This window comes from Enterobacter cloacae complex sp. S2 (assembly GCF_015159675.1).
In the GTDB taxonomy this organism is placed as follows: Bacteria; Pseudomonadota; Gammaproteobacteria; order Enterobacterales; family Enterobacteriaceae; genus Enterobacter; species Enterobacter intestinihominis.
This window is the reverse complement of the sequence record NZ_JADDTS010000029.1, coordinates 1-21,664: the sequence shown is the minus strand read 5'-3', so window position 1 is coordinate 21,664 and position 21,664 is coordinate 1. Positions and strand designations below refer to the sequence as shown.

Annotated in this window: 14 protein-coding genes; 11 read left to right on the top strand and 3 right to left on the bottom strand. The window is 56.0% G+C overall.

The window, feature by feature from the left end; genetic code table 11:
* Nucleotides 1-129: 129 nt before the first annotated feature.
* Together murB and birA are read left to right on the top strand one after the other, a co-directional pair.
* Nucleotides 130-1,158 carry a UDP-N-acetylmuramate dehydrogenase gene (murB, locus tag IPZ49_RS14310; RefSeq protein ID WP_023307159.1) on the top strand — a complete coding sequence of 343 codons (1,029 nt, stop codon included), beginning with the start codon at nucleotides 130-132 and terminating at the stop codon, nucleotides 1,156-1,158.
* Nucleotides 1,155-2,117 carry a bifunctional biotin--[acetyl-CoA-carboxylase] ligase/biotin operon repressor BirA gene (birA, locus tag IPZ49_RS14305; RefSeq protein ID WP_003861169.1) on the top strand — a complete coding sequence of 321 codons (963 nt, stop codon included), beginning with the start codon at nucleotides 1,155-1,157 and terminating at the stop codon, nucleotides 2,115-2,117. Before murB ends, birA begins: the two co-directional genes overlap by 4 nt.
* A gap of 32 nt (nucleotides 2,118-2,149) precedes the next feature.
* Here birA and bcsG read toward each other — a convergent pair whose 3' ends face one another.
* From bcsG to bcsE, 3 genes are read right to left on the bottom strand one after another with little or no spacing between them, the layout of a single operon-like run.
* Nucleotides 2,150-3,829: a cellulose biosynthesis protein BcsG gene (gene bcsG / locus IPZ49_RS14300; RefSeq protein WP_023298844.1), complete on the bottom strand. Its 1,680-nt coding sequence runs from the start codon at nucleotides 3,827-3,829 to the stop codon at nucleotides 2,150-2,152.
* On the bottom strand, nucleotides 3,822-4,016 hold the full coding sequence (gene bcsF / locus IPZ49_RS14295) for a cellulose biosynthesis protein BcsF (protein WP_022649733.1): 195 nt from the start codon (nucleotides 4,014-4,016) through the stop codon (nucleotides 3,822-3,824). Before bcsF ends, bcsG begins: the two co-directional genes overlap by 8 nt.
* Entirely contained in the window at nucleotides 4,013-5,575 is a 1,563-nt protein-coding gene (bcsE, locus tag IPZ49_RS14290) for a cellulose biosynthesis c-di-GMP-binding protein BcsE (RefSeq protein ID WP_045309207.1), read from the bottom strand. The genes bcsF and bcsE overlap by 4 nt, the downstream gene beginning before the upstream one ends.
* 174 nt (nucleotides 5,576-5,749) lie before the next feature.
* Between bcsE and bcsR the strand changes: the two genes are divergently transcribed.
* The 9 genes from bcsR to IPZ49_RS14245 all read left to right on the top strand — a co-directional run bounded on the left by bcsR (nucleotide 5,750) and on the right by IPZ49_RS14245 (nucleotide 21,610).
* Nucleotides 5,750-5,938, top strand: a complete 189-nt coding sequence (gene bcsR / locus IPZ49_RS14285; RefSeq protein ID WP_022649731.1) for a cellulose biosynthesis protein BcsR — start codon at nucleotides 5,750-5,752, stop codon at nucleotides 5,936-5,938.
* An 11-nt stretch (nucleotides 5,939-5,949) separates the two neighbouring features.
* Nucleotides 5,950-6,702 (top strand): cellulose biosynthesis protein BcsQ, encoded by a 753-nt coding sequence (gene bcsQ / locus IPZ49_RS14280; protein ID WP_023298843.1) that lies wholly within the window; start codon nucleotides 5,950-5,952, stop codon nucleotides 6,700-6,702.
* On the top strand, nucleotides 6,699-9,314 hold the full coding sequence (gene bcsA / locus IPZ49_RS14275) for a UDP-forming cellulose synthase catalytic subunit (RefSeq protein ID WP_023298842.1): 2,616 nt from the start codon (nucleotides 6,699-6,701) through the stop codon (nucleotides 9,312-9,314). The genes bcsQ and bcsA overlap by 4 nt, the downstream gene beginning before the upstream one ends.
* A gap of 10 nt (nucleotides 9,315-9,324) precedes the next feature.
* Nucleotides 9,325-11,748, top strand: a complete 2,424-nt coding sequence (gene bcsB / locus IPZ49_RS14270) for a cellulose biosynthesis cyclic di-GMP-binding regulatory protein BcsB (protein ID WP_074143177.1) — start codon at nucleotides 9,325-9,327, stop codon at nucleotides 11,746-11,748.
* Nucleotides 11,749-11,754: 6 nt separating this feature from the next.
* On the top strand, nucleotides 11,755-12,861 hold the full coding sequence (gene bcsZ / locus IPZ49_RS14265; protein WP_063147206.1) for a cellulose synthase complex periplasmic endoglucanase BcsZ: 1,107 nt from the start codon (nucleotides 11,755-11,757) through the stop codon (nucleotides 12,859-12,861).
* Entirely contained in the window at nucleotides 12,843-16,325 is a 3,483-nt protein-coding gene (bcsC, locus tag IPZ49_RS14260; RefSeq protein WP_063147204.1) for a cellulose synthase complex outer membrane protein BcsC, read from the top strand. The genes bcsZ and bcsC overlap by 19 nt, the downstream gene beginning before the upstream one ends.
* 120 nt (nucleotides 16,326-16,445) lie before the next feature.
* On the top strand, nucleotides 16,446-18,452 hold the full coding sequence (gene hmsP / locus IPZ49_RS14255) for a biofilm formation regulator HmsP (protein WP_023307153.1): 2,007 nt from the start codon (nucleotides 16,446-16,448) through the stop codon (nucleotides 18,450-18,452).
* Between the two features lie 159 nt (nucleotides 18,453-18,611).
* Nucleotides 18,612-19,898: a C4-dicarboxylate transporter DctC gene (gene dctA, locus IPZ49_RS14250; RefSeq protein WP_022649724.1), complete on the top strand. Its 1,287-nt coding sequence runs from the start codon at nucleotides 18,612-18,614 to the stop codon at nucleotides 19,896-19,898.
* Between the two features lie 221 nt (nucleotides 19,899-20,119).
* Nucleotides 20,120-21,610 (top strand): pitrilysin family protein, encoded by a 1,491-nt coding sequence (locus IPZ49_RS14245; RefSeq protein ID WP_063147202.1) that lies wholly within the window; start codon nucleotides 20,120-20,122, stop codon nucleotides 21,608-21,610.
* Nucleotides 21,611-21,664 lie beyond the last annotated feature (54 nt).

The window sequence follows — 21,664 nt, the reverse complement described above, 5'->3', positions numbered from 1 at the left end:
ACAAGTGAAGAGGCCATCCGAAAGGATGGCCTTTTTGCGTTTCTGCACCTGCTTCCTTTCCATAAACTAATCACCCATCCCTTCGTATATACGGTAAACTATCCCGGTTTTTGCATCAGGATAGCGTCTATGAATCACTCCCTTAAGCCCTGGAATACCTTTGGTATTCAACGGAATGCTAATCAAATTGTACGTGCCGACAGTGCTCAGCAGTTGCTGAATGCCTGGCAAAACGCAACAGAAAACGGTGAACCCGTACTTATTCTGGGCGAAGGAAGTAATGTCCTGTTTCTCGATGATTTTGCGGGGACGGTAATCGTTAATCGCATCATGGGGATTGAGCGTAAAGAGAGCGCTGACAGCTGGCATTTACACGTGGGTGCTGGCGAAAACTGGCACCATCTGGTGCAATATACCCTTGAAAAAGGGATGCCCGGACTGGAAAACCTGGCCCTCATCCCGGGCTGTGCAGGATCATCTCCTATTCAAAACATCGGTGCCTACGGCATTGAACTGAAACACGTCTGCGAATATGTCGACTGCATCGAACTCGCGACCGGAACGGCGAAGCGTTTGACCGCAGAGCAGTGCCGCTTTGGCTATCGCGACAGCATTTTCAAGCACGACTATCAGGATCGTTTTGTCATTGTGGCTGTTGGCCTGCGTCTGGCGAAAGCATGGAAACCTGTTCTGACTTACGGCGATCTGGCCCGTCTCGATCCGGCTACCGTCACACCGCGTGAGGTTTTTGATTCCGTTTGCCACATGCGAATGACCAAACTGCCGGATCCGAAAGTTAATGGAAATGCGGGCAGTTTCTTCAAAAATCCGGTGATCGGCAGCGAAAATGCGAAAGCGTTTCTCGCTGGCTGGCCAACGGCCCCGCATTATCCTCAGGCAGATGGCAGCGTGAAGCTGGCCGCAGGCTGGCTTATCGATCAATGTGAATTAAAAGGTACTACGCTCGGTGGCGCTGCTGTTCATCGTCAGCAGGCACTGGTGCTGATCAACCAGTCCAACGCGACAAGTGAGGATGTCGTCAACCTGGCGCATCATGTTCGCCAGCGTGTGGGCGAAAAATTTAACGTCTGGCTGGAGCCTGAAGTTCGCTTTATTGGCCGAACGGGCGAAGTGAATGCCGTGGAGACCATTGCGTGAAGGACAATACTATTCCGTTAACTCTCATCGGTATTCTTGCTGATGGCGAGTTTCATTCTGGCGAGCAGCTGGGCGAACAGCTGGGCATGAGCCGCGCTGCCATCAATAAACATATTCAAACGCTCCGCGACTGGGGCGTGGATGTGTTTACGGTGCCGGGAAAAGGCTACAGTCTGCCGGAACCAATCCAGTTACTGAATGAAGAGATCATCCGCAGCCAGATTGGACACGGTAACGTCGCGGTATTGCCGGTCATTGATTCGACGAACCAGTATCTGCTGGATCGCCTGAGCGAGCTGAAATCCGGTGATGCCTGCGTTGCCGAGTACCAACAGGCAGGACGTGGCCGCCGGGGGCGTAAGTGGTTTTCGCCATTTGGTGCCAACCTCTACCTTTCCATGTACTGGCGGCTTGAACAGGGGCCAGCTGCGGCCATCGGGCTGAGCCTGGTCATCGGCATTGTGATGGCAGAGGTGCTGCATGATTTGGGTGCCGATCAGGTGCGGGTAAAATGGCCCAACGATCTGTATCTCAACGATCGAAAGCTGGCGGGGATCCTGGTCGAACTGACGGGAAAAACAGGCGATGCCGCACAGATCGTCATTGGGGCGGGGCTGAACATGGTGATGCGAAACGTGCAGAACGATGTCGTGAACCAGGCCTGGACCAACCTACAGGAAGCGGGGATCACCATCGATCGCAATACGCTTGCCGTCCGCATGATCAATGAGTTGCGTAGTTCGCTGACGCTCTTTGAACAAGAGGGGTTAGCGCCATTCCTGTCCCGCTGGGAAAAGCTGGATAACTTTATTAACCGACCGGTGAAGCTGCTGATTGGGGATAAAGAGATTTACGGCACATCACGCGGCATTGACGCGCAGGGCGCGTTGCTGCTTGAACAGGATGGCGTGATTAAGCCCTGGGTGGGCGGTGAAATTTCATTACGAAGTGCAGAGTAACCCTCTCCCCACAGGGGAGAGGGTGTAGCAGGTCACTGCGGATACGGCACCCAATCCCCGGCATTCAGTCGGACATAAGGCTTATTCTGATACTGGATCACCACCGCATTGGCGTTTTCCGATACCTCCGCCGTCTGCGGCAGCCCGCTGGTGAGCTGATCCCAGTTCACGCTATCTTCCACAAACAGCTTACCGTCTACAGCGCGAGCAACCAGTTCCGAGATGGCCAGATAGCTGCTTGGCTGGGTGATCTCAACTGGCGCGCCCTGATGCGGTGCCTTCATGCCAAAGAACTTAATCCCGGCCGGAACGTTTGTGATGGACGGGCTTGGGATATCGCGCAGACCAGACACCTGCATCCTGTCGCCTTTCAGCGCTCCACCATGTTCCGGGACCACCACCACCATCACTTTACGACCTGATTTTTCCAGCTCGTTAAAGAACGCGTTCAGCTCGTCAAAGAACTTCTGCGCACGGGCCTTGTAATCGGCCGTTTTGCTTACGCCCGGATAATGGTTCCCGTCGTGAAGCGGCAGCGTATTATAGAACGTCGCGCTACGCGTCCCTTCCTCTTTACCGACGGTGTCAAACCAGCGCTGAAGTACGGCGGTATCGTCATAGACCGGCGAGCCATCGAAGCCCAGTAACGTCACTGGCAGCCCTTTCTGGTCCATCAGTGGGGCCTGCATGCCACCCTGTTCACGCACTTCTTTCAGGAAGTTACCGAACTGACCGTTATGGCCCATCATCAGGTGTTGGGTAAAGCCCAGTTTTGCCAGGTTATCAAACAGGTAACACTGGTTAGCTGCCGGCTGGTAGAGGTTCTTATGCGAGGGCTGCCCACAGCTCGCGCGCAGCAGGCGGATAGCCGCTGGGCCGCTGTACGACGTGGCCGAGTTGAAGTCTTTGAACTGAATATCGAAATGCGACCACAACGGGTGCGACATCAAACCAGCCGCGTCAACGTCAGCCCAGGACAGAGAACAGATGTTAATGACCAGCAACTCAAACGGCTGAGCATCGGCAGGCAGCGCGTCCGGGAATTTCGTCTGACGCTTATCTTCCGCAGCGTAAAAACTGGAGAGCCACGCGTTCAGGTTCGTAGATGTCGGCGGCGCCGTCTGCGCTGGAATATCCCCAACCACAGGCGTATCCCCTGCTGTCGCGACGGTAGCGGCGGCGGAACCGCCCGTGGTGGTTACGGTTGTCGTCGGCTGACCGGCTGGCCACAGCGAGAAGCTCGGGCCCGTCAGCGTCAGTACGTTTAGCCAGATCATAATCGCGACGACAAACACCGTCACCCGGATCCACTGAGACAGGAACAGCCAGGCAACCAGCAGGACAAATACCGCGCCAATCATCTGCCAGTTAATAAAGCGCTCAACCAGATCGAGCATATAGTCCGCACTGAAACCTGCGACCTGGGAACCCTGGCTCATAATGCTTTCGGGGCCGGGTAGCCAGGTATCATGCCAGAACAGGGCGAAACCGATAGGGATAGCAATCCAGTGACGTATACGGTGCAGCCTGAGATTCGGGATTGGCATCAGCAGGAATGCCATAAACACCAGATTAAGCAGCGGGTGGAAATTAAGATAGCCTGCCCACAGCAGACCAAACTTCACCAGAAAGTAGAAATTCCAGCCGGACAGACCGCGCCAGTATTGCCAGAGTGGCGATGGCGCTGAAGAGGTATAGGTAGAATTAGTCATGTTTTCGGTTTGCCTTGACGTTTGAAGCGCGAGTCAGTGTTCCGGCGGGTTTAATATAGCGAGGTTTGACGAACAGTAATCTGATCGTATCGCGAATACGGCGCAGGGAATGGCGTGCATAGTAGCCAAGCGGCAAAAAAATCAGCGCGCACAGAACAACCAGTTGGATGATATCGCTGATATTCATAATGGAACGCTCTCTTTGTTCTCATCCATTAAGCGTAGCGGCTCAGGAACCCGACGCCATACATGCCCGTCATGTTTCGCGTTCAGAACCGGTTTGGCACCACTTGTAACAGGCAACGGTTTGGCCCATTTTTCAGGTGCCAGGGCTCGCATCTGGACAAGCTCAGCGCTGATCAAATTATCTTCAAACCAGACCATGCGGTTCGAGAAAATATCCCCGGTAGGCAGCGGGAAGATATGGTTCAGGGCGGTATCCAGATCGTTCACCCGACAGAAGGAGAGGAACAGCACCAGGCGATTATCGCCAATGGTCATGATATCCCCGATACGATTAGGGCGGCACAAGGTGAGCGCCTGCTCAACGCGAATGCCCGGCACAGGACGCAGGGCAACCATCACCCCTTTTCCGTCTGCCGGTAAAAGCGTATTGCTCATCATGTTGCCCACCGCATCGCAGAAGGTGTCCCATTTCTGGTAGCCGCGCAGTTTCATCGGCTGCGTCATTGAAAGCAGGGTGCTGATATCTTCCGGAACATATCGATTAAACTGCTGGCCCTGAATGCTTTCGATCAGCGTCAGACAGCGCGACAGGGGAGCATTCCAGGGAATGACCATATTCGCGCCGCAGCCCAGTAATAAGCGCTCATCGGTGGCGCGCAGGCTGGTATTATTTTCACGTACCACGATTTTTAACGCGCTGCCGCGCTGGCGACGTAATGTGTGAATGTGCCGTGCCAGCGTTTCGATTTGGTTATTCTGGATCAACGAGAAGATAATGGTCGCCGCCTGCGTGGTGCGCGCCTCATCAAATAAGGCCTCGTTAGTTTCGAACAGTGACCAATGCTCAGACAGTGCAGGCGCACCTTCCAGTACCGCAATATGACTCAGAACGCGCTTTTCATCACTGCGTGGCTGAACCACCGTCTCTTCCTGTTGAGCAAGATGCCACTCGTCCCCGACATTTTTGAGGGTAAGCTGCTGTCGGGAGCTCACCCCTTTTTCATTGCACCAGAAAGCCACGTCGTAAAGATGGCTGTCAGTCTGGACACGAATACTGGCCAGGCCATAGAGGAAACGGTATTCACTCATTAAAAGTGAAAAAAGTTTGTCGTTATTACTGCCCGGGTTAACAACCAATAAGGTGCAATTTTGATTTTTTGCCCATCTGCTGATTCTTCCCAGCCATTTCAGCAGTTTTTCAGACGGGATATTTTGTAGACCGTTTTGAGAACATTTAAGAATCAGTAAATAGTGTTCAGGAACAATAGAGCACTGAATATCGCGGGGCAAAAAGTATAAACTGTCGGCCTCCGCTGGCATGGAAAATAATCGTACTGTCTGGGGTCCACGGTCAGTTTCGAGCCTGATGATTGACTTTGGCTCATCGCCCATCGTAATGACGGCCACGCGGTAATCCTTACCCTGCGCCGCTATCGTCTGGTTTACCAGACTGATGGCATCTTCATTACGATCCGTATTAACCCACCAGACTCCTCCGACTGGCATGTGGCGCAATTCGTCCCATAATGACTGGATGCCAATAGAAAATATGGAGTCCACGGTGTCCCTCTTTTCGTCGAATTTCTATGTCTCTCAGTTTACTAGCGAAAGCGTAGAAATAAACCTAACATTGAAATTAAAGAACATCAGATTTAGCATGTAAATGAAATTTCGTGGGCAGGACGCCTCGCTGCATCTGAATCTTATGATTTTACTCAAAGGGATGAAATAAGAATGCAAAATAACGAACCCGCAACTCCAGTCGACCCAAGCCTGGGTTACACATTCCAAAACGATTTTCTGGCGCTCACGCAGGCTTTTTCATTGCCTGAAATAGATTACACCGATATTTCCCAGCGGGAACAGTTGGCTGCGGCTATTAAACGTTGGCCGTTATTAGCTGAGTTTGCCCAACAACAATAAGGAAGCCATTGATGGCCGTACTAGGATTACAGGGCGTCCGTGGTGGAGTGGGTACAACTTCCGTAACCGCGGCGCTGGCGTGGTCATTACAGGTTTTAGGTGAATCAGTACTGGTTATTGATGCCTGCTCCGATAATTTGCTGCGCATGTCATTCAATGTCGACTTTACGCATGAAAACGGCTGGGGGCGCGCGCTTCTGGACGATAAAGACTGGCGGGATGCGGGTTTGCGCTATACCTCCCAGCTCGATTTGCTTCCCTTTGGTCAGATGACGGAAACCGAACGCGGGAATGAAGCTGCGTTTCAGCGCCTGTTCTCTCGCTTCACCACCGCTTTGCAGAGTCTGAAAGAGAGCGGACACTATCAGTGGATCCTGCTGGACCTGCCGCACGGCGCCGCATCGCTGACCCGCCAGCTTCTGTCGCAGTGCGACCATGTGCTCTCCATTGCGAACGTAGATGCGAATTGTCATATCCGTCTGCATCAACAGGCAATGCCTGCCAATGCCCATATTCTGATTAACGATCTGCGCATTGGCAGCCAGATCCAGGACGATCTGTACCAGGTCTGGCTCCAGAGTCAGCGCCGCCTGTTGCCAATGGTTATTCATCGTGACGAAGCGATGGCGGAGTGCCTCGCTTCCAAACAACCGCTTGGGGAGTACCGTAGTGATTCACTGGCGGCAGAAGAGATCCTGACGCTGGCCAACTGGTGTCTGCTGCACTTTGCTAAACGGCCGGAGCCTGCCGGGAGTTCAGTATGAGCCGCCTGACCAACTGGTTGCTCATCCCGCCGGTCAGTTCGCGCTTAAGTGAACGCTACCGCCATTACCGTCATCACGGCGCCTCATCGCTGAGCGCTGCGCTGGGCTGCTTCTGGATGATTCTGGCGTGGATGTTCATCCCCCTCGAACATCCACGCTGGCAACGTATTCGTGCGCGCCACGGTGAACTCTATCCGCATATCAACCCTGACAAGCCGCGTCCGCTCGATCCCGCGCGCTACGCTATACAGTCCATCTGGCTTCTGGCGACCTCAACGGGTGCGGAGAAAAAAACGTCCCGCTGGCGCAGCTTCGATCGCGTGCAGAACTTACGTGAACACTATCACCAGTGGCTTAACCGGCTACCCGACCGGGTTGGCGATAGAACAGGTCATTTAGATAATCACAAAGAGCTCGGGCACCTTCACCCGGGCTTACGGCGTTTTATTCTCGGTGTGGTGGTGGTGTTCTCGCTCATACTGGCGCTGGTCTGTATTACCCAGCCCTTCAACCCGCTGGCACAGTTTACCTTCCTGATCCTGCTGTGGGGCGTGGCGCTGCTGGTGCGGCGCATACCAGGGCGTTTTTCTGCCCTGATGCTGATCGTGCTGTCGCTGACCGTTTCCTGCCGCTACATCTGGTGGCGATATACCTCAACGCTGAACTGGGACGATCCGGTCAGCCTGGTGTGTGGGTTAGTGCTGCTGTTTGCTGAGACCTACGCCTGGATCGTGCTGGTGCTGGGTTACTTCCAGGTTATCTGGCCGCTGAATCGACAGCCGGTGCCGCTGCCAAAAGACACGACCCAGTGGCCAACGGTGGACCTCTTCGTGCCGACCTACAACGAAGACCTGTCGGTGGTGAAAAACACCATTTACGCCGCGCTGGGTATCGACTGGCCGAAGGATAAAATCAAAATCTGGATCCTTGATGACGGTGGCCGCGCCGAGTTCCGCCAGTTCGCGGACGAAGTAGGGGTCGAGTACATCGCCCGTACCACGCATGAACACGCTAAGGCCGGTAACATCAACAATGCGCTGAAATATGCCAAAGGGGAGTTCGTCTCTATTTTCGACTGCGACCACGTGCCAACGCGCTCGTTCCTGCAAATGACCATGGGCTGGTTCCTGAAGGAGAAAGAGCTGGCGATGATGCAGACGCCGCACCACTTCTTCTCACCGGACCCGTTTGAACGTAACCTCGGTCGTTTTCGTAAAACCCCGAACGAGGGCACACTGTTCTATGGTCTGGTGCAGGACGGGAACGACATGTGGGACGCAACGTTCTTCTGCGGCTCCTGTGCGGTGATCCGCCGTAAACCGCTGGATGAAATTGGCGGGATCGCCGTCGAGACGGTCACGGAAGATGCGCACACTTCGCTGCGTCTGCACCGTCTTGGCTATACCTCCGCCTACATGCGCATTCCTCAGGCGGCGGGGCTGGCCACGGAATCCCTGTCGGCGCATATCGGCCAGCGTATTCGCTGGGCGCGCGGCATGGTGCAAATTTTCCGCCTCGATAACCCGCTGATGGGTAAAGGACTGAAACTGGCGCAACGGCTGTGCTACGTCAACGCCATGTTCCACTTCCTGTCGGGTATTCCACGGCTTATCTTCCTCACTGCGCCGCTGGCGTTCCTGCTTCTTCACGCTTACATCATCTATGCGCCTGCGCTGATGATTGCCCTGTTCGTTCTGCCGCACATGATCCACGCCAGCCTGACGAACTCGAAGATTCAGGGGAAATATCGCCATTCGTTCTGGAGTGAAATCTACGAAACGGTGCTGGCCTGGTATATCGCGCCGCCAACCATGGTGGCGCTGATTAACCCGCATAAAGGGAAATTCAACGTCACCGCGAAGGGCGGGCTGGTGGAAGAGGAGTATGTCGACTGGGTGATCTCCCGGCCCTATATCTTCCTGGTGCTGCTGAATATTGTGGGCGTGATTGTTGGGGTCTGGCGCTACTTCTACGGCCCGGAAAACGAAATTCTGACGGTCTTCGTGAGTATGGCGTGGGTGTTTTATAACCTGATTATCCTCGGTGGCGCGGTGGCGGTATCGGTGGAGAGCAAACAGGTTCGCCGCGCGCATCGCGTCGAAATCAGCATGCCAGCGGCCATTGCCCGCGACGATGGACATCTCTTCTCCTGTACCGTACATGACTTTTCGGATGGCGGTCTGGGTATCAAGATCAACGGTCAGGCGAAGGTGCTTGAGGGGCAGAAGGTCAACCTATTGCTTAAGCGCGGCCAGCAGGAGTATGTCTTCCCGACGCAGGTGGTGCGTGTGAGAGGAAATGAAGTGGGTCTGCAACTGATGCCGCTGACTAAAAAGCAACACATTGATTTTGTGCAGTGTACGTTTGCCCGCGCGGATACGTGGGCTCTCTGGCAGGACAGCTTCCCTGAGGATAAGCCTCTGGAAAGCCTGCTGGATATTCTTAAGCTGGGGTTCCGTGGCTATCGTCACCTTGCAGAATTTGCCCCGTCGTCGGTGAAATTAATTTTCCGGTCACTTACTTCACTGGTTTCCTGGGTCGTGTCGTTCATTCCGCGTCGACCTGAGCGAGATGAAGCGAAGCAGGCGGACCCGGTTATGGCTCAACAATGATGATAACGCGATGAAAACAAAACTTTCCTGGTTATGTGCAGTGGCAATGGGGATGAGTGCGCTCCCTGCAACAGTGGCTAACGCGGCGCCTGATAACGCAGCGACCACACCCGCGCCAACGGTGCCTGTCGTCGCGCAAGCGACCGATCCGGTAGTGACGGCGGCGCCGGGGCAGACGGAAAACGTCGTCCCGAATCAGCCGACGACGGGGAATACGCTGCCCGCCGACAACCCGGTGGTTGGGCAGGTTATGCCTGGCGTGCCGGGAGCCAGTGCACCGGTGGTTGCGGAAAATACGCCGTCGCGTGACGTTAAGCTGACGTTCGCCCAGATCGCGCCTCCTCCGGGCAGCATGGTTCTGCGCGGCATCAACCCAAATGGCGGTGTCGAATTCGGTATGCGTAGCGATGAAGTCGTGTCGAAAGCGATGCTCAACCTGGAATACACGCCATCGCCGTCGCTGCTGCCGGTGCAATCCCAGCTTAAGGTCTATCTGAATGATGAGCTGATGTACGTCCTGCCCGTCACCAAAGAGCAACTGGGTAAGAAAACCCTGGCTCAGGTGCCGATTAACCCGCTGTTTATCACCGACTTTAACCGCGTGCGTCTGGAATTTGTCGGCCATTACCGCGATGTCTGTGAAAACCCGGCCAGCAGCACCCTGTGGCTGGATGTTGGTCGTAACTCTTCGCTTCAGATGACCTATCAGCCGCTGGCGTTGAAAAACGATCTCTCCGCCTTCCCGGTGCCGTTCTTCGACCCGCGTGATAACCGTCCACTGAACCTGCCAATGGTGTTTGCGGGCTCTCCTGATGTGACCGAACAGCTGGCGGCCTCTATCGTGGCATCCTGGTTTGGTTCCCGCTCCGGCTGGCGTGGCCAGAGTTTCCCGGTTATGTACGACAAAATGCCGGACAAAAACGCGATTGTGTTTGCCACCAACGCCAAACGCCCGGCATTCCTGCGGGACCATCCAGAGGTGAAAGCGCCCACCATCGAGATGATCAGCCATCCCGACAATCCGTACGTGAAGCTGCTGGTGATCTTCGGGCGTGATGATAAAGATCTGGTGCAGGCGGCAAAAGGCATTGCGCAGGGCAATATCCTGTTCCGCGGTAATAGCGTCGTGGTGGATGAGGTGAAACCGCTGCTGGCACGTAAGCCTTATGATGCGCCGAACTGGGTCCGCACCGACCGCGCGATTACCTTCGGCGAGCTGAAAACCTATGAAGAGCAATTGCAGTCAACCGGGCTTGAACCTTCTCCTGTCAGCCTGTCGCTGAACCTGCCGCCGGATCTCTATCTGCTGCGCACCAACGGTATTGATATCAACCTGAACTACCGTTACACCGCGCCGGTAACCAAAGACAGCTCGCGCATGGATATCAGCCTCAACAACCAGTTCCTGCAATCCTTCAGCCTGACCAGCAGCCAGGAGACAAACCGGTTGATGCTTCGTCTGCCTGTATTGCAGGGGCTGCTGGATGGCAAAACCGATGTGTCGATCCCGGCGCTGAAGCTCGGTGCGGTGAACCAGCTGCGGTTTAACTTCCAGTACATGAACCCGATGCCGGGTGGATCGGTGGAAAACTGTATTACCTTCCAGCCGGTGCAAAACCACGTGGTGATTGGTGATGATTCCACAATCGACTTCTCGAAGTATTACCACTTTATCGCGATGCCGGATCTGCGTGCGTTTGCTAACGCCAGTTTCCCGTTCAGCCGCATGGCTGATCTCTCTGAATCGATTGTCGTGATGCCAAAAGCGGCCAACGAAGGCCAGGTTGCCACGCTGCTGGACACCATGGGCACCGTCGGGGCGCAAACCGGCTTACCGGCTATCAACGTGACGGTGACGGATGACGGTAGCCAGATCCAGAACAAAGATGCCGATATCATGGTCATCGGCAACATTCCGGACAAGCTGAAAGACGAGAAGCGCGTCGATCTGCTGGTGCAGGCGGCTCAGTCATGGGTCAACACGCCGCTGCGTCAGACCGAGTTCCCAAGCATCATGCCGGACAGCGGCGATCGTCAGGCCAATATCAGGACGACCGTAAGCTCAACGGGTCCGATGGCTGCGATTGTCGGTTTCCAGTCTCCGTATAACGACCAGCGCAGCGTGATCGCCCTGCTGGCGGACAGCCCGCGCGGCTATGAGCTGCTCAACACGGCCATGAACGACAGCGGTAAACGGGCGGCAATGTTCGGTTCCGTCTCGGTGATCCGTGAGTCGGGGGTAAACAGCCTGCGCGTGGGGGATGTCTACTACGTCGGTCATCTGCCGTGGTTCGAACGCCTGTGGTACGCCCTCTCTAACCACCCGGTGCTGCTGGCCGTGCTGGCTGCGCTCAGCGTTGTATTGCTGGCGTGGGTATTGTGGCGTCTGCTGCGAATCATCAGCCGTCGTCGTCTTAACCCGGACCATGAGTAAGCCGTGATGAAAATCTTTCGCGGGTGTGTAGTCGCAGCGTTGATGCTGGCGGCGGCGAATCTGCATGCCGCCTGTCGCTGGCCTGCCTGGGAGACGTTCAAGCAGGATTATATGAGCGAAAGTGGGCGCATCATTGATCCCAGTGACGCGCGCAAAATCACCACCTCCGAAGGGCAAAGCTATGGACTGTTCTTTGCCCTGGCAGCAAACGATCGCAAGACGTTTGATCTGCTGCTGACATGGACGCGCGATAACCTTGCCGAGGGGGATTTAGCCCAACATCTCCCGGCGTGGCTATGGGGAAAAAAGGACGACAACACCTGGGCGGTTATCGACCCTAACTCCGCGTCCGATGCCGATATCTGGATTGCCTGGTCGCTGCTGGAAGCCGGGCGGCTGTGGAAAAATCCCGATTACACGCGCACGGGTAAGGCGCTGTTGACGCGCATTGCCAGTGAGGAAGTGGTGAAGGTGCCGGGGCTGGGTTCTATGCTGCTGCCGGGTAAAGTCGGTTTTGCCGAAGAGAGTGTCTGGCGCTTCAACCCCAGCTACCTGCCGCCGCAGCTTGCGAGCTATTTCACCCGTTTCGGCGCACCGTGGACAACGCTCCGTGAAACCAACCTGCGTCTGCTGCTGGAGACCGCGCCAAAAGGATTTTCCCCGAACTGGGTGAAATACCAGAAAAAGGGCGGCTGGCAGTTGAAGCAGGATACGACCCTGATCGGCAGTTACGATGCGATTCGCGTCTATCTGTGGGTAGGGATGATGAACGATAACGATCCGCAGAAAGCCCGGCTACTGGCGCGTTTCAAGCCCATGGCGACCACCACAATCAAACAAGGCTTACCGCCGGAAAAAGTGGACGTAGCGACCGGAAAACGTACCGGAGATGGGCCGGTAGGGTTTTCTGCCTCCCTGCTTCCATTTTTACAAGAACGGGACGCGCAGGCGGTGCAACGCCAGCGTGTCGCCGATCGTTTTCCCGATAACAATGCTTATTACAGCTACGTTCTGACCCTCTTTGGACAAGGGTGGGATCAGCATCGTTTTCGTTTCACCGCGCAAGGTGAATTACTACCGGATTGGGGCCAGGAATGCGCACGTTCACACTAAATCTACTCGCCTTATCGCTTGGCCTGGCGCTCATGCCCCTGGCCCAGGCCGCCAACTCCCCGCAGCAGAGACAGCTGCTGGAACAGGTTCGTCTGGGGGAATCCACCCAGCGTGAGGATTTGGTGCGCCAGTCGCTCTATCGCCTTGAGCTGATCGACCCCAACAATCCGGACGTGATTGCCGCTCGCTTCCGCTACCTGTTACGACAGGGGGATACGGCGGGCGCGCAAAAAGAGCTGGATCGCCTGAAAGGAATGGCACCCGATTCCAGTGCGTATCAGTCCTCCCGTACGACCATGCTGCTCTCCACGCCGGATGGTCGCCAGGCCCTCCAGCAGGCTCGTCTGCTCGCCACCACCGGGCACACGCAGGAAGCTATTGCCGCGTATGACAAACTGTTTGACGGTAATCCGCCCAGCGGCGACATCGCGACGGAGTACTGGAACGTGGTGGCGAAAGAGCCTGCCCGCCGCAATCTGGCCATTAATCAGCTGAAGAAAATCAACGCCAGCAGTCCGGGCAACGCCCCGCTACAGGCTTCGCTGGCGCAGCTTCTGTTCCAGAGCGGACGGCGTGATGAAGGGTTTGCGGTGTTACAGGAGATGGCCAAATCGAATAATGGCCGCAGTCAGGCGTCGGACATGTGGTACCAGCAGATCAAAGATCAGCCGGCCAGCAGCACCAGCGTTACCGCGCTGCAACAATACCTGAGCGTGTTCAGCGATGGCGATAACGTGACGGCGGCGCGCGCCCAGCTTGAAGCGCAGCAAAAACAGCTCGCCGATCCGGCGTTTCGCGCCAAAGCCGAAGGGTTAGCCGCAGTGGATGCCGGGCAGGGCAGTAAAGCGGTAACGGAGTTGCAGAAAGCAGTCAGCGCCAACCACGCCGACAGTGAAGCCGTAGGCGCGCTGGGGCAGGCCTATTCGCAGAAAGGCGATCGCGCCCGCGCGGTTGCGCAGTTTGAAAAGGCGATCGCCCTCGATCCGCAGAGCGACAACCGGGGCAAATGGGACAGCCTGCTGAAGGTTAACCGATACTGGCTGCTGATCCAGCAGGGTGATAACGCCCTGAAAGCCAACAAGACAGCCCAGGCGGAACGCTATTATCAGCAGGCGCGCAACATTGACAATACGGACAGCTACGCGGTCCTGGGGCTGGGTGACGCGGCGGCGGCGCGGAAAGATAACGACGCGGCTGAACGCTATTATCGCCAGGCATTGCGGATGGACAGCGGCAACAGCAACGCGGTACGCGGTCTTGCCAATATTTATCGCGAGCAGTCTCCGGAGAAGGCGACGCAGTTTATTCAGTCGCTCTCTGCCAGCCAGCGCCGCAGCATTGATGATATTGAACGTAGCCTGACGAACGAGCAGCTCTCGGCTCAGGCTGAACAGCTGGAAAGCCAGGGAAACTATGCGCAGGCCGCAGAAATTCAGCGCCGACGCCTTGCGCTTTCCCCGGGCGACGTGTGGATCACCTACCGGCTATCACGCGATCTGTATAGCGCGGGTCAGCGCAGCCAGGCGGATAACCTGATGCGCCAGCTGGCAAGCCAGAAACCGGGCGATCCGGATCAGGTTTACGCCAGCGGGCTGTACCTGTCCGGTAACGATCGGGACCGGGCCGCGCTGGCGCATCTGAACACGCTGCCGCGCGACAAGTGGAACGGCAACATCCAGGCGCTGGCGGACCGCCTGCAAAGTAATCAGGTGCTGGAAACCGCCAACCGCCTGCGCGACAGTGGAAAAGAGCAGGAAGCGGAAGCGCTGCTTCGCCAGCAGCCCCCGTCCACCCGTATTGACTTAACGCTGGCAGACTGGGCTGAACAGCGTGGCGATCACGAGGCCGCGAAAACCGCCTACAACACCGTCCTGCAACGGGAACCGCAGAACGAAGACGCAATTCTCGGCCTGACCGAAGTCAATCTTGCTCAGGGCAACAGGGACGCCGCTCGCGCTGAGCTGGCGAAACTGCCCGCGGCACAAAACGGCGAACCGCTCTCCCTCAATATGCAGCGCCGGATCGCCATGGCGCAGGCCGGTCTGGGTGATCCTGCCGCGGCAGAAAAGACCTTCAACGCCATTGTTCCTCAGGCAAAATCGCAGCCGCCTTCTATGGAAAGTGCGCTGGTGATACGTGATGCCGCCCGCTTCCAGGCACAAAATGGTCAGCCTCAGCAGGCGCTGGACACCTGGAAAGATGCGATGGTCTCATCGGGCATCACGACGACCCGTCCGACCGATAACGACAGCTTTACGCGTCTTACGCGTAACGATGAGAAAGATGACTGGCTGAAGCGCGGCGTGCGCAGCGATGCAGGCGATCTTTATCGTCAGCAGGATCTGAACGTCACGCTGCAACACGACTACTGGGGATCCAGCGGCACGGGGGGCTATTCCGACCTGAAAGCGCACACCACTATGCTCCAGGTGGATGCGCCGCTATCGGATGGCCGCATGTTCTTCCGTAGCGATCTGGTCAATATGAACGCCGGTTCCTTTGACACCAATAACGGAACCTACGATCCGACATGGGGTACCTGCGCCGAAACGCCATGTCACGGCAGCACGAACCAGTCGGCCAACGGCGCCAGCGTGGCAGTCGGCTGGCAGAACAAAACCTGGGCGTGGGACATCGGTACAACGCCGATGGGCTTCGACGTGGTCGATGTGGTGGGCAGCCTGAGCTACAGCAACGACTTGGGGCCGATTGGCTACACCCTGAACGCCCATCGTCGTCCGATTTCCAGCTCTGTGCTGGCCTTCGCCGGGCAAAAAGATCCCAATACCGACACCACCTGGGGCGGCGTGCGTGCTACCGGTGGCGGCGTGAGCATGAGCTACGACAAAGGCGAAGCTAACGGGATCTGGTCAAGCCTGAGTGCCGACAGCCTCACCGGGAAGAATGTCGAAGATAACTGGCGGGTCCGCTGGATGACCGGCTATTACTACAAGCTTATCAATCAGAACAACGAGCGTCTGACGGTCGGCGTGTCCAATATGCTCTGGCATTACGATAAAGATTTAAGTGGCTATTCGATGGGCCAGGGCGGTTACTACAGTCCCCAGGAGTATGTGTCGTTCGCCTTACCGGTGAACTGGCGTAAACGCACAGAGAACTGGTCATGGGAGCTGGGCGGTTCCGTCTCATGGTCCCATTCAAAAACAAAGGATGTGATGCGTTATCCGTTGCAGGGGCTGATCCCGGACAATGAGCCAGGCCGTTATACCGATAAAGGTGTGATGGGAACCGGAAGTAGCTCGTCAGGGACGGGTTATACCGCAAGGGCGATTGTTGAACGCCGTGTGACGTCCAACTGGTTTGTCGGTCTGGGCGTCGATATTCAGGAAGCGAAAGACTATACCCCGAGCCATGCGCTGCTCTATGTTCGGTATTCTGCCGCAGGCTGGCAGGGTGATATGGACTTACCGCCGGAACCGCTGGTGCCTTATGCAGACTGGTGATCGGATTTTTGCTTAATCTAATTGTAAGTCTCTCTTAAAAGTGCAGCTATCGGGTATACTCGGGCGCACCAGGTTTACGCCCTGGTGCGCCCTGCGCTTCGAGTTTTGTGGAGAGTCATTTTGCGTGTCAGCCGTTCCTTAACGATCAAACAGATGGCGATGGTGTCTGCCGTCACAATGCTGTTTGTCTTCATCTTCTGCGTCATTTTGCTGTTTCATTCCGTACAGCAGAATCGCTATAACACGGCTTCGCAACTGGAAAGTATTGCTCGCTCGGTGCGGGAACCCCTGTCGGCCTCGATCCTGAAAGGGGATATCCCCGAGGCGGAATCCATCCTGAAGCGCATTCAGCCCGCCGGTATCGTGAGCCGCGCCGACGTCGTGCTGCCGAACCAGTTCCAGGCGCTGCGGATGAGCTTTATCCCGGAGCGTCCCGTCCCGATGATGGTGATGCGCCTGTTTGAACTGCCGGTGCAGATTTCCCTGCCTCTCTATTCCCTGGAAAGACCGGCTAACCCGCAGCCGCTGGCCTATCTGGTACTACAGGCGGACTCGTACCGCATGTATAAATTCGTCATGAGTTGGGTTGCTACGTTAGTGACTACTTACTTACTTTTGACCTTAATGTTGAGCGTGGCGCTGACGTGGTGCATCAACCGGTTAATTGTGCATCCGTTGCGCCGCATAGCCCGGGAGCTGAATGACCTCTCTCCGCAGGAGCACATGGGGCATCAGCTTCCCTTGCCGCGTCTGCATCACGACGATGAAATCGGCATGCTGGTCCGCAGTTACAATATCAACCAGCAGCGTGTCCTGCGTCAGCAGGAAGAGGTCAGTAATAACGCCACCCGTTTCCCGGTTTCCGACCTGCCAAACAAAGCGTTTTTAATGGCCCTGCTGGAGCAGACCGTCGCTCGCCAGCAGACCACCGCGCTGATGGTGATTGCCTGCGAGACCTTGCAGGACACGACGGGCGTGCTGAAAGAGAGCCAGCGCGAGATGCTATTACTGACGCTGGTGGAAAAAATCAAATCTGTGCTGGCGCCGCGCATGGTACTTACCCAGGTCAGCGGCTATGACCTGGTGGTGATTGCGCACGGTGTAAAAGAGCCGTGGCACGCTATTACGCTAGGTCAGCAAGTACTCACTGTCATAAATGAGCGGCTACCCATTCAGGGTATCCAGCTACGCCCAAGTGCCAGCATTGGTATCGCAATGTACTACGGTGGTCTGACCGCCGAGCAGTTATACCGTCGGGCTTTCTCAGCAGCGTTTACCGCGCGCCGAAAAGGCAAAAACCAGATCCAGTTCTTTGATCCGGAGCAAATGGAAAAAGCCCAGCAGCGCCTGACGGAAGAGAGCGACATTCTGACGGCGATGGACAATCGCCAGTTTGCGCTCTGGCTACAGCCGCAGGTGGATTTGCGCACGGGTGAAGTGACCAGCGCCGAAGCGTTGCTGCGCATGCAGCAGCCGGACGGCACGTGGGAGCTGCCTGAGGGGATGATCGAACGTATCGAGTCCTGCGGACTGATGGTCACCGTCGGATACTGGGTGCTGGAAGAGTCGTGTCGCCAGCTTGCGGCCTGGCAACAACGGGGCATCACGCTGCCGCTGTCGGTGAATCTTTCTGCGCTACAGCTGATGCACCCGACTATGGTGCCGGATATGCTCGAGTTGATCCATCGCTACCGCATCCAGCCCCACACGTTGATCCTGGAAGTCACCGAGAGCCGTTGTATTGACAATCCTGACGACGCTGTCGCCATTCTGAAACCGCTGCGTAATGCCGGGATCCGCATTGCGCTGGACGATTTTGGTATGGGGTATTCCGGCCTGCGTCAGCTCCAGCACATGAAAACCCTGCCGGTGGACGTCCTGAAAATCGACAAAACCTTTGTGAAAGGGCTGCCGGAGGATTGCAGCCTGGTGCAGGCCATTATCCAGATGGCGCACAGCCTGAACCTGCACGTGACTGCCGAAGGTATTGAGGCCGAAGCCCAGCGCGAGTGGCTGGCTGCGGCGGGTGTGGAGAGCGGTCAGGGCTTCCTGTTTGGCCGCGCCGTGCCGACGGATACCTTTGAGCGACGCTATCTCGCCGACGCTGGCAATAACGCAAAAGTGTAATTTTGTTGCTGGCTTGTGCGAGCCAGCTCAAAGTTCTTAACATTTGTGTTTCAAATTTGAACCCCGTTTATTTCTGTCCTGTTATGTGGGTGTTATTTTAAAGCCGCAGGTTAACCATAACCTTACAAAGCCTGTAGTTATTCTTTCCAGGGACACCCTATGAAAACCTCACTCTTCAAAAGTCTTTACTTCCAGGTCCTGACAGCCATCGCCATCGGTATTTTGCTCGGTCACTACTACCCGGAGCTGGGCGCGCAAATGAAACCGCTTGGCGACGCGTTCGTTAAGCTCATCAAAATGATCATCGCGCCGGTCATCTTCTGTACCGTGGTGACCGGTATCGCCGGTATGGAAAGCATGAAGGCGGTCGGGCGTACGGGGGCGGTTGCCCTGCTGTACTTCGAGATTGTCAGTACGATCGCGCTGATTATCGGCCTGATTATTGTCAACGTGGTACAGCCTGGCGCGGGCATGAACGTTGACCCGGCCACGCTGGATGCGAAAGCGGTGGCGGTTTACGCTGAACAGGCGAAAGATCAGGGGATTGTTGCCTTCCTGCTGGACGTGATCCCGAGCAGCGTGATTGGCGCGTTCGCCAGCGGAAATATCCTCCAGGTACTGCTGTTTGCCGTGCTGTTTGGCTTTGCCCTGCACCGTCTTGGCAGCAAAGGTCAGCTGATTTTTAACGTCATTGAAAGCTTCTCGCAGGTTATCTTCGGCATCATCAACATGATTATGCGTCTGGCCCCGATTGGTGCCTTTGGCGCGATGGCCTTCACTATCGGGAAATACGGCGTCGGCACGCTGGTACAGCTTGGCCAGCTGATTATCTGCTTCTATATCACCTGTATTCTGTTTGTGGTGGTGGTGCTCGGCTCCATCGCTCGTGCGACCGGCTTCAGCATCTTCAAATTTATCCGTTACATTCGTGAAGAGCTGCTGATTGTCCTCGGCACTTCCTCTTCTGAGTCCGCGCTGCCGCGTATGCTCGATAAAATGGAAAAGCTGGGCTGCCGTAAGTCAGTGGTGGGGCTGGTTATTCCTACGGGCTACTCCTTTAACCTGGACGGCACCTCGATTTACCTGACGATGGCGGCGGTCTTTATTGCTCAGGCCACCAACAGCCACATGGATATCTTCCATCAGATTACGCTGCTGGTCGTCCTCCTGCTCTCCTCGAAAGGGGCGGCGGGCGTAACGGGTAGCGGATTTATCGTGCTGGCGGCCACTATCTCAGCGGTTGGCCATCTGCCGGTGGCGGGTTTGGCCCTGATCCTCGGTATCGACCGCTTTATGTCTGAAGCCCGCGCGTTAACCAACCTGATTGGTAATGGTGTGGCGACGGTTGTGGTGGCGAAGTGGGTAAAAGAGCTGGATCACAAGAAACTTAACGATACGCTGAATAATCGCACATCTGAGGACAAAACCCCCGGTTTATCCTCTTAATCCCTCATAAATGCCCGTATTCCCTTGTGGGGATGCGGGCACCTGCGCATAATAACCGCTCATACCTGTCATATTTCGACAAAATTTTTTTGGGTATATTTCGCTTCCGCCCGTGACGTTTAGCCGAACACGCTGTCTAATCGGAAGGTTTTCATCGTCATCTTTGAGTGCTCACGTCGCGAGACACTCTCTTTAACCAGGAATGTTGATCAGGGGTTCACATGCAGGGCACAAAAATTCGACTCTTAACCGGCGGTTTGCTGATGATGGCAGCAGCCAGTTATGTGCAGGCAGATGCGCTCCAGCCAGACCCGGCCTGGCAACAGGGAACACTGGCGAACGGATTCCAGTGGCAGGTGTTATCCACTCCGCAACGTCCGAGCGATCGCATTGAAATTCGTCTGGCTGTGAATACCGGCTCCCTCACTGAAAGCACCCAGCAGACCGGCTTAAGCCATTTTATTCCTCGACTGGCGCTCACCCAGAGCGGCAGTTTGCAGGCGGTTCAGGTGCGTTCTTTATGGCAACAGGCCATCGATCCTAAACGCCCGCTGCCCCCGGCTGTGGTCTCCTATGACTACACCATGTTTAATCTGAGCCTGCCCAACAACCGTAACGATCTGCTTAAAGAAGCGCTTACCTATCTATCCGATGCCACCGGCAAACTGGCGATTACGCCTGAGACCGTAAACTATGCGTTGAGCAACAGCGACATGGTGGCGACCTGGCCGATGGATACCAAAGAAGGCTGGTGGCGCTACCGCCTGAAAGGGTCCACGCTGCTTGGACACGACCCGGCAGAACCGCTGAAACAGCCGGTGGATCCAGAGCAGGTGAAATCTTTCTACCAGCAGTGGTACACCCCGGATGCCATGACCCTCATTGTAGTGGGCAACGTGGACAGCCGTGCGGTGATAGAGCAGATCAACAAAGCCTTTGGCGATCTAAAAGGGAAGCGTGAAACGCCCGCCCCTGTTCCTACTTTGTCCCCGCTGCGTCCTGAGACGGTCAGTATCATGACGGATACCGTGCGTCAGGATCGTCTTTCGATGATGTGGGATACCGCCTGGCAGCCGATCCGCGAGTCCTCGGCGCTGTTGCGTTACTGGCGTGCGGACCTGGCGCGTGAAGCGCTGTTCTGGCATGTTCAGCAGACGCTCAGCAAGAACAACGTGAAAGACATTGGTCTGGGCTTTGACTGCCGCGTGCTGTTCCAGCGCGCCCAGTGCGCCATTAACGTCGAATCGCCGGGTGATAAGCTGAATGCCAATCTCGGCGTGGTGGCGAAAGAGCTGGCTAAAGTGCGTAAAGAGGGCCTGTCTGAAGAGGAATTTAACGCGCTGGTGGCGCAGAAATCCCTCGAATTGCAGAAACTGTTTGCCACCTATGCCCGCGCCGATACCGATATCTTAATCAGCCAGCGCATTCGCTCCTTACAGAATCAGGTCGTGGATATCGCGCCGGAGCAGTATCAGAAATTGCGTCAGGATTTCCTGAACGGTCTGACCGTGGAGATGCTGAATCAGGATCTGCGGCAGCAGCTGTCTCAGGATATGGCGTTGATTCTGTTGCAGCCGAAAGGTGAGCCGGAATATGACATGAAAGAGTTAAAGGCCACCTGGAACGCCATCATGGCGACGCCGTCGCAGCCAGTACAGGCGGCGGCCGATGATTTGCACCAGGATGCGAGCGATATTCCGCAGGGCCAGTAAGGCCCTGCGTTCCCTCTCCCTGTGGGCTGAGGGATTTTATGCAGAAGCAATAAA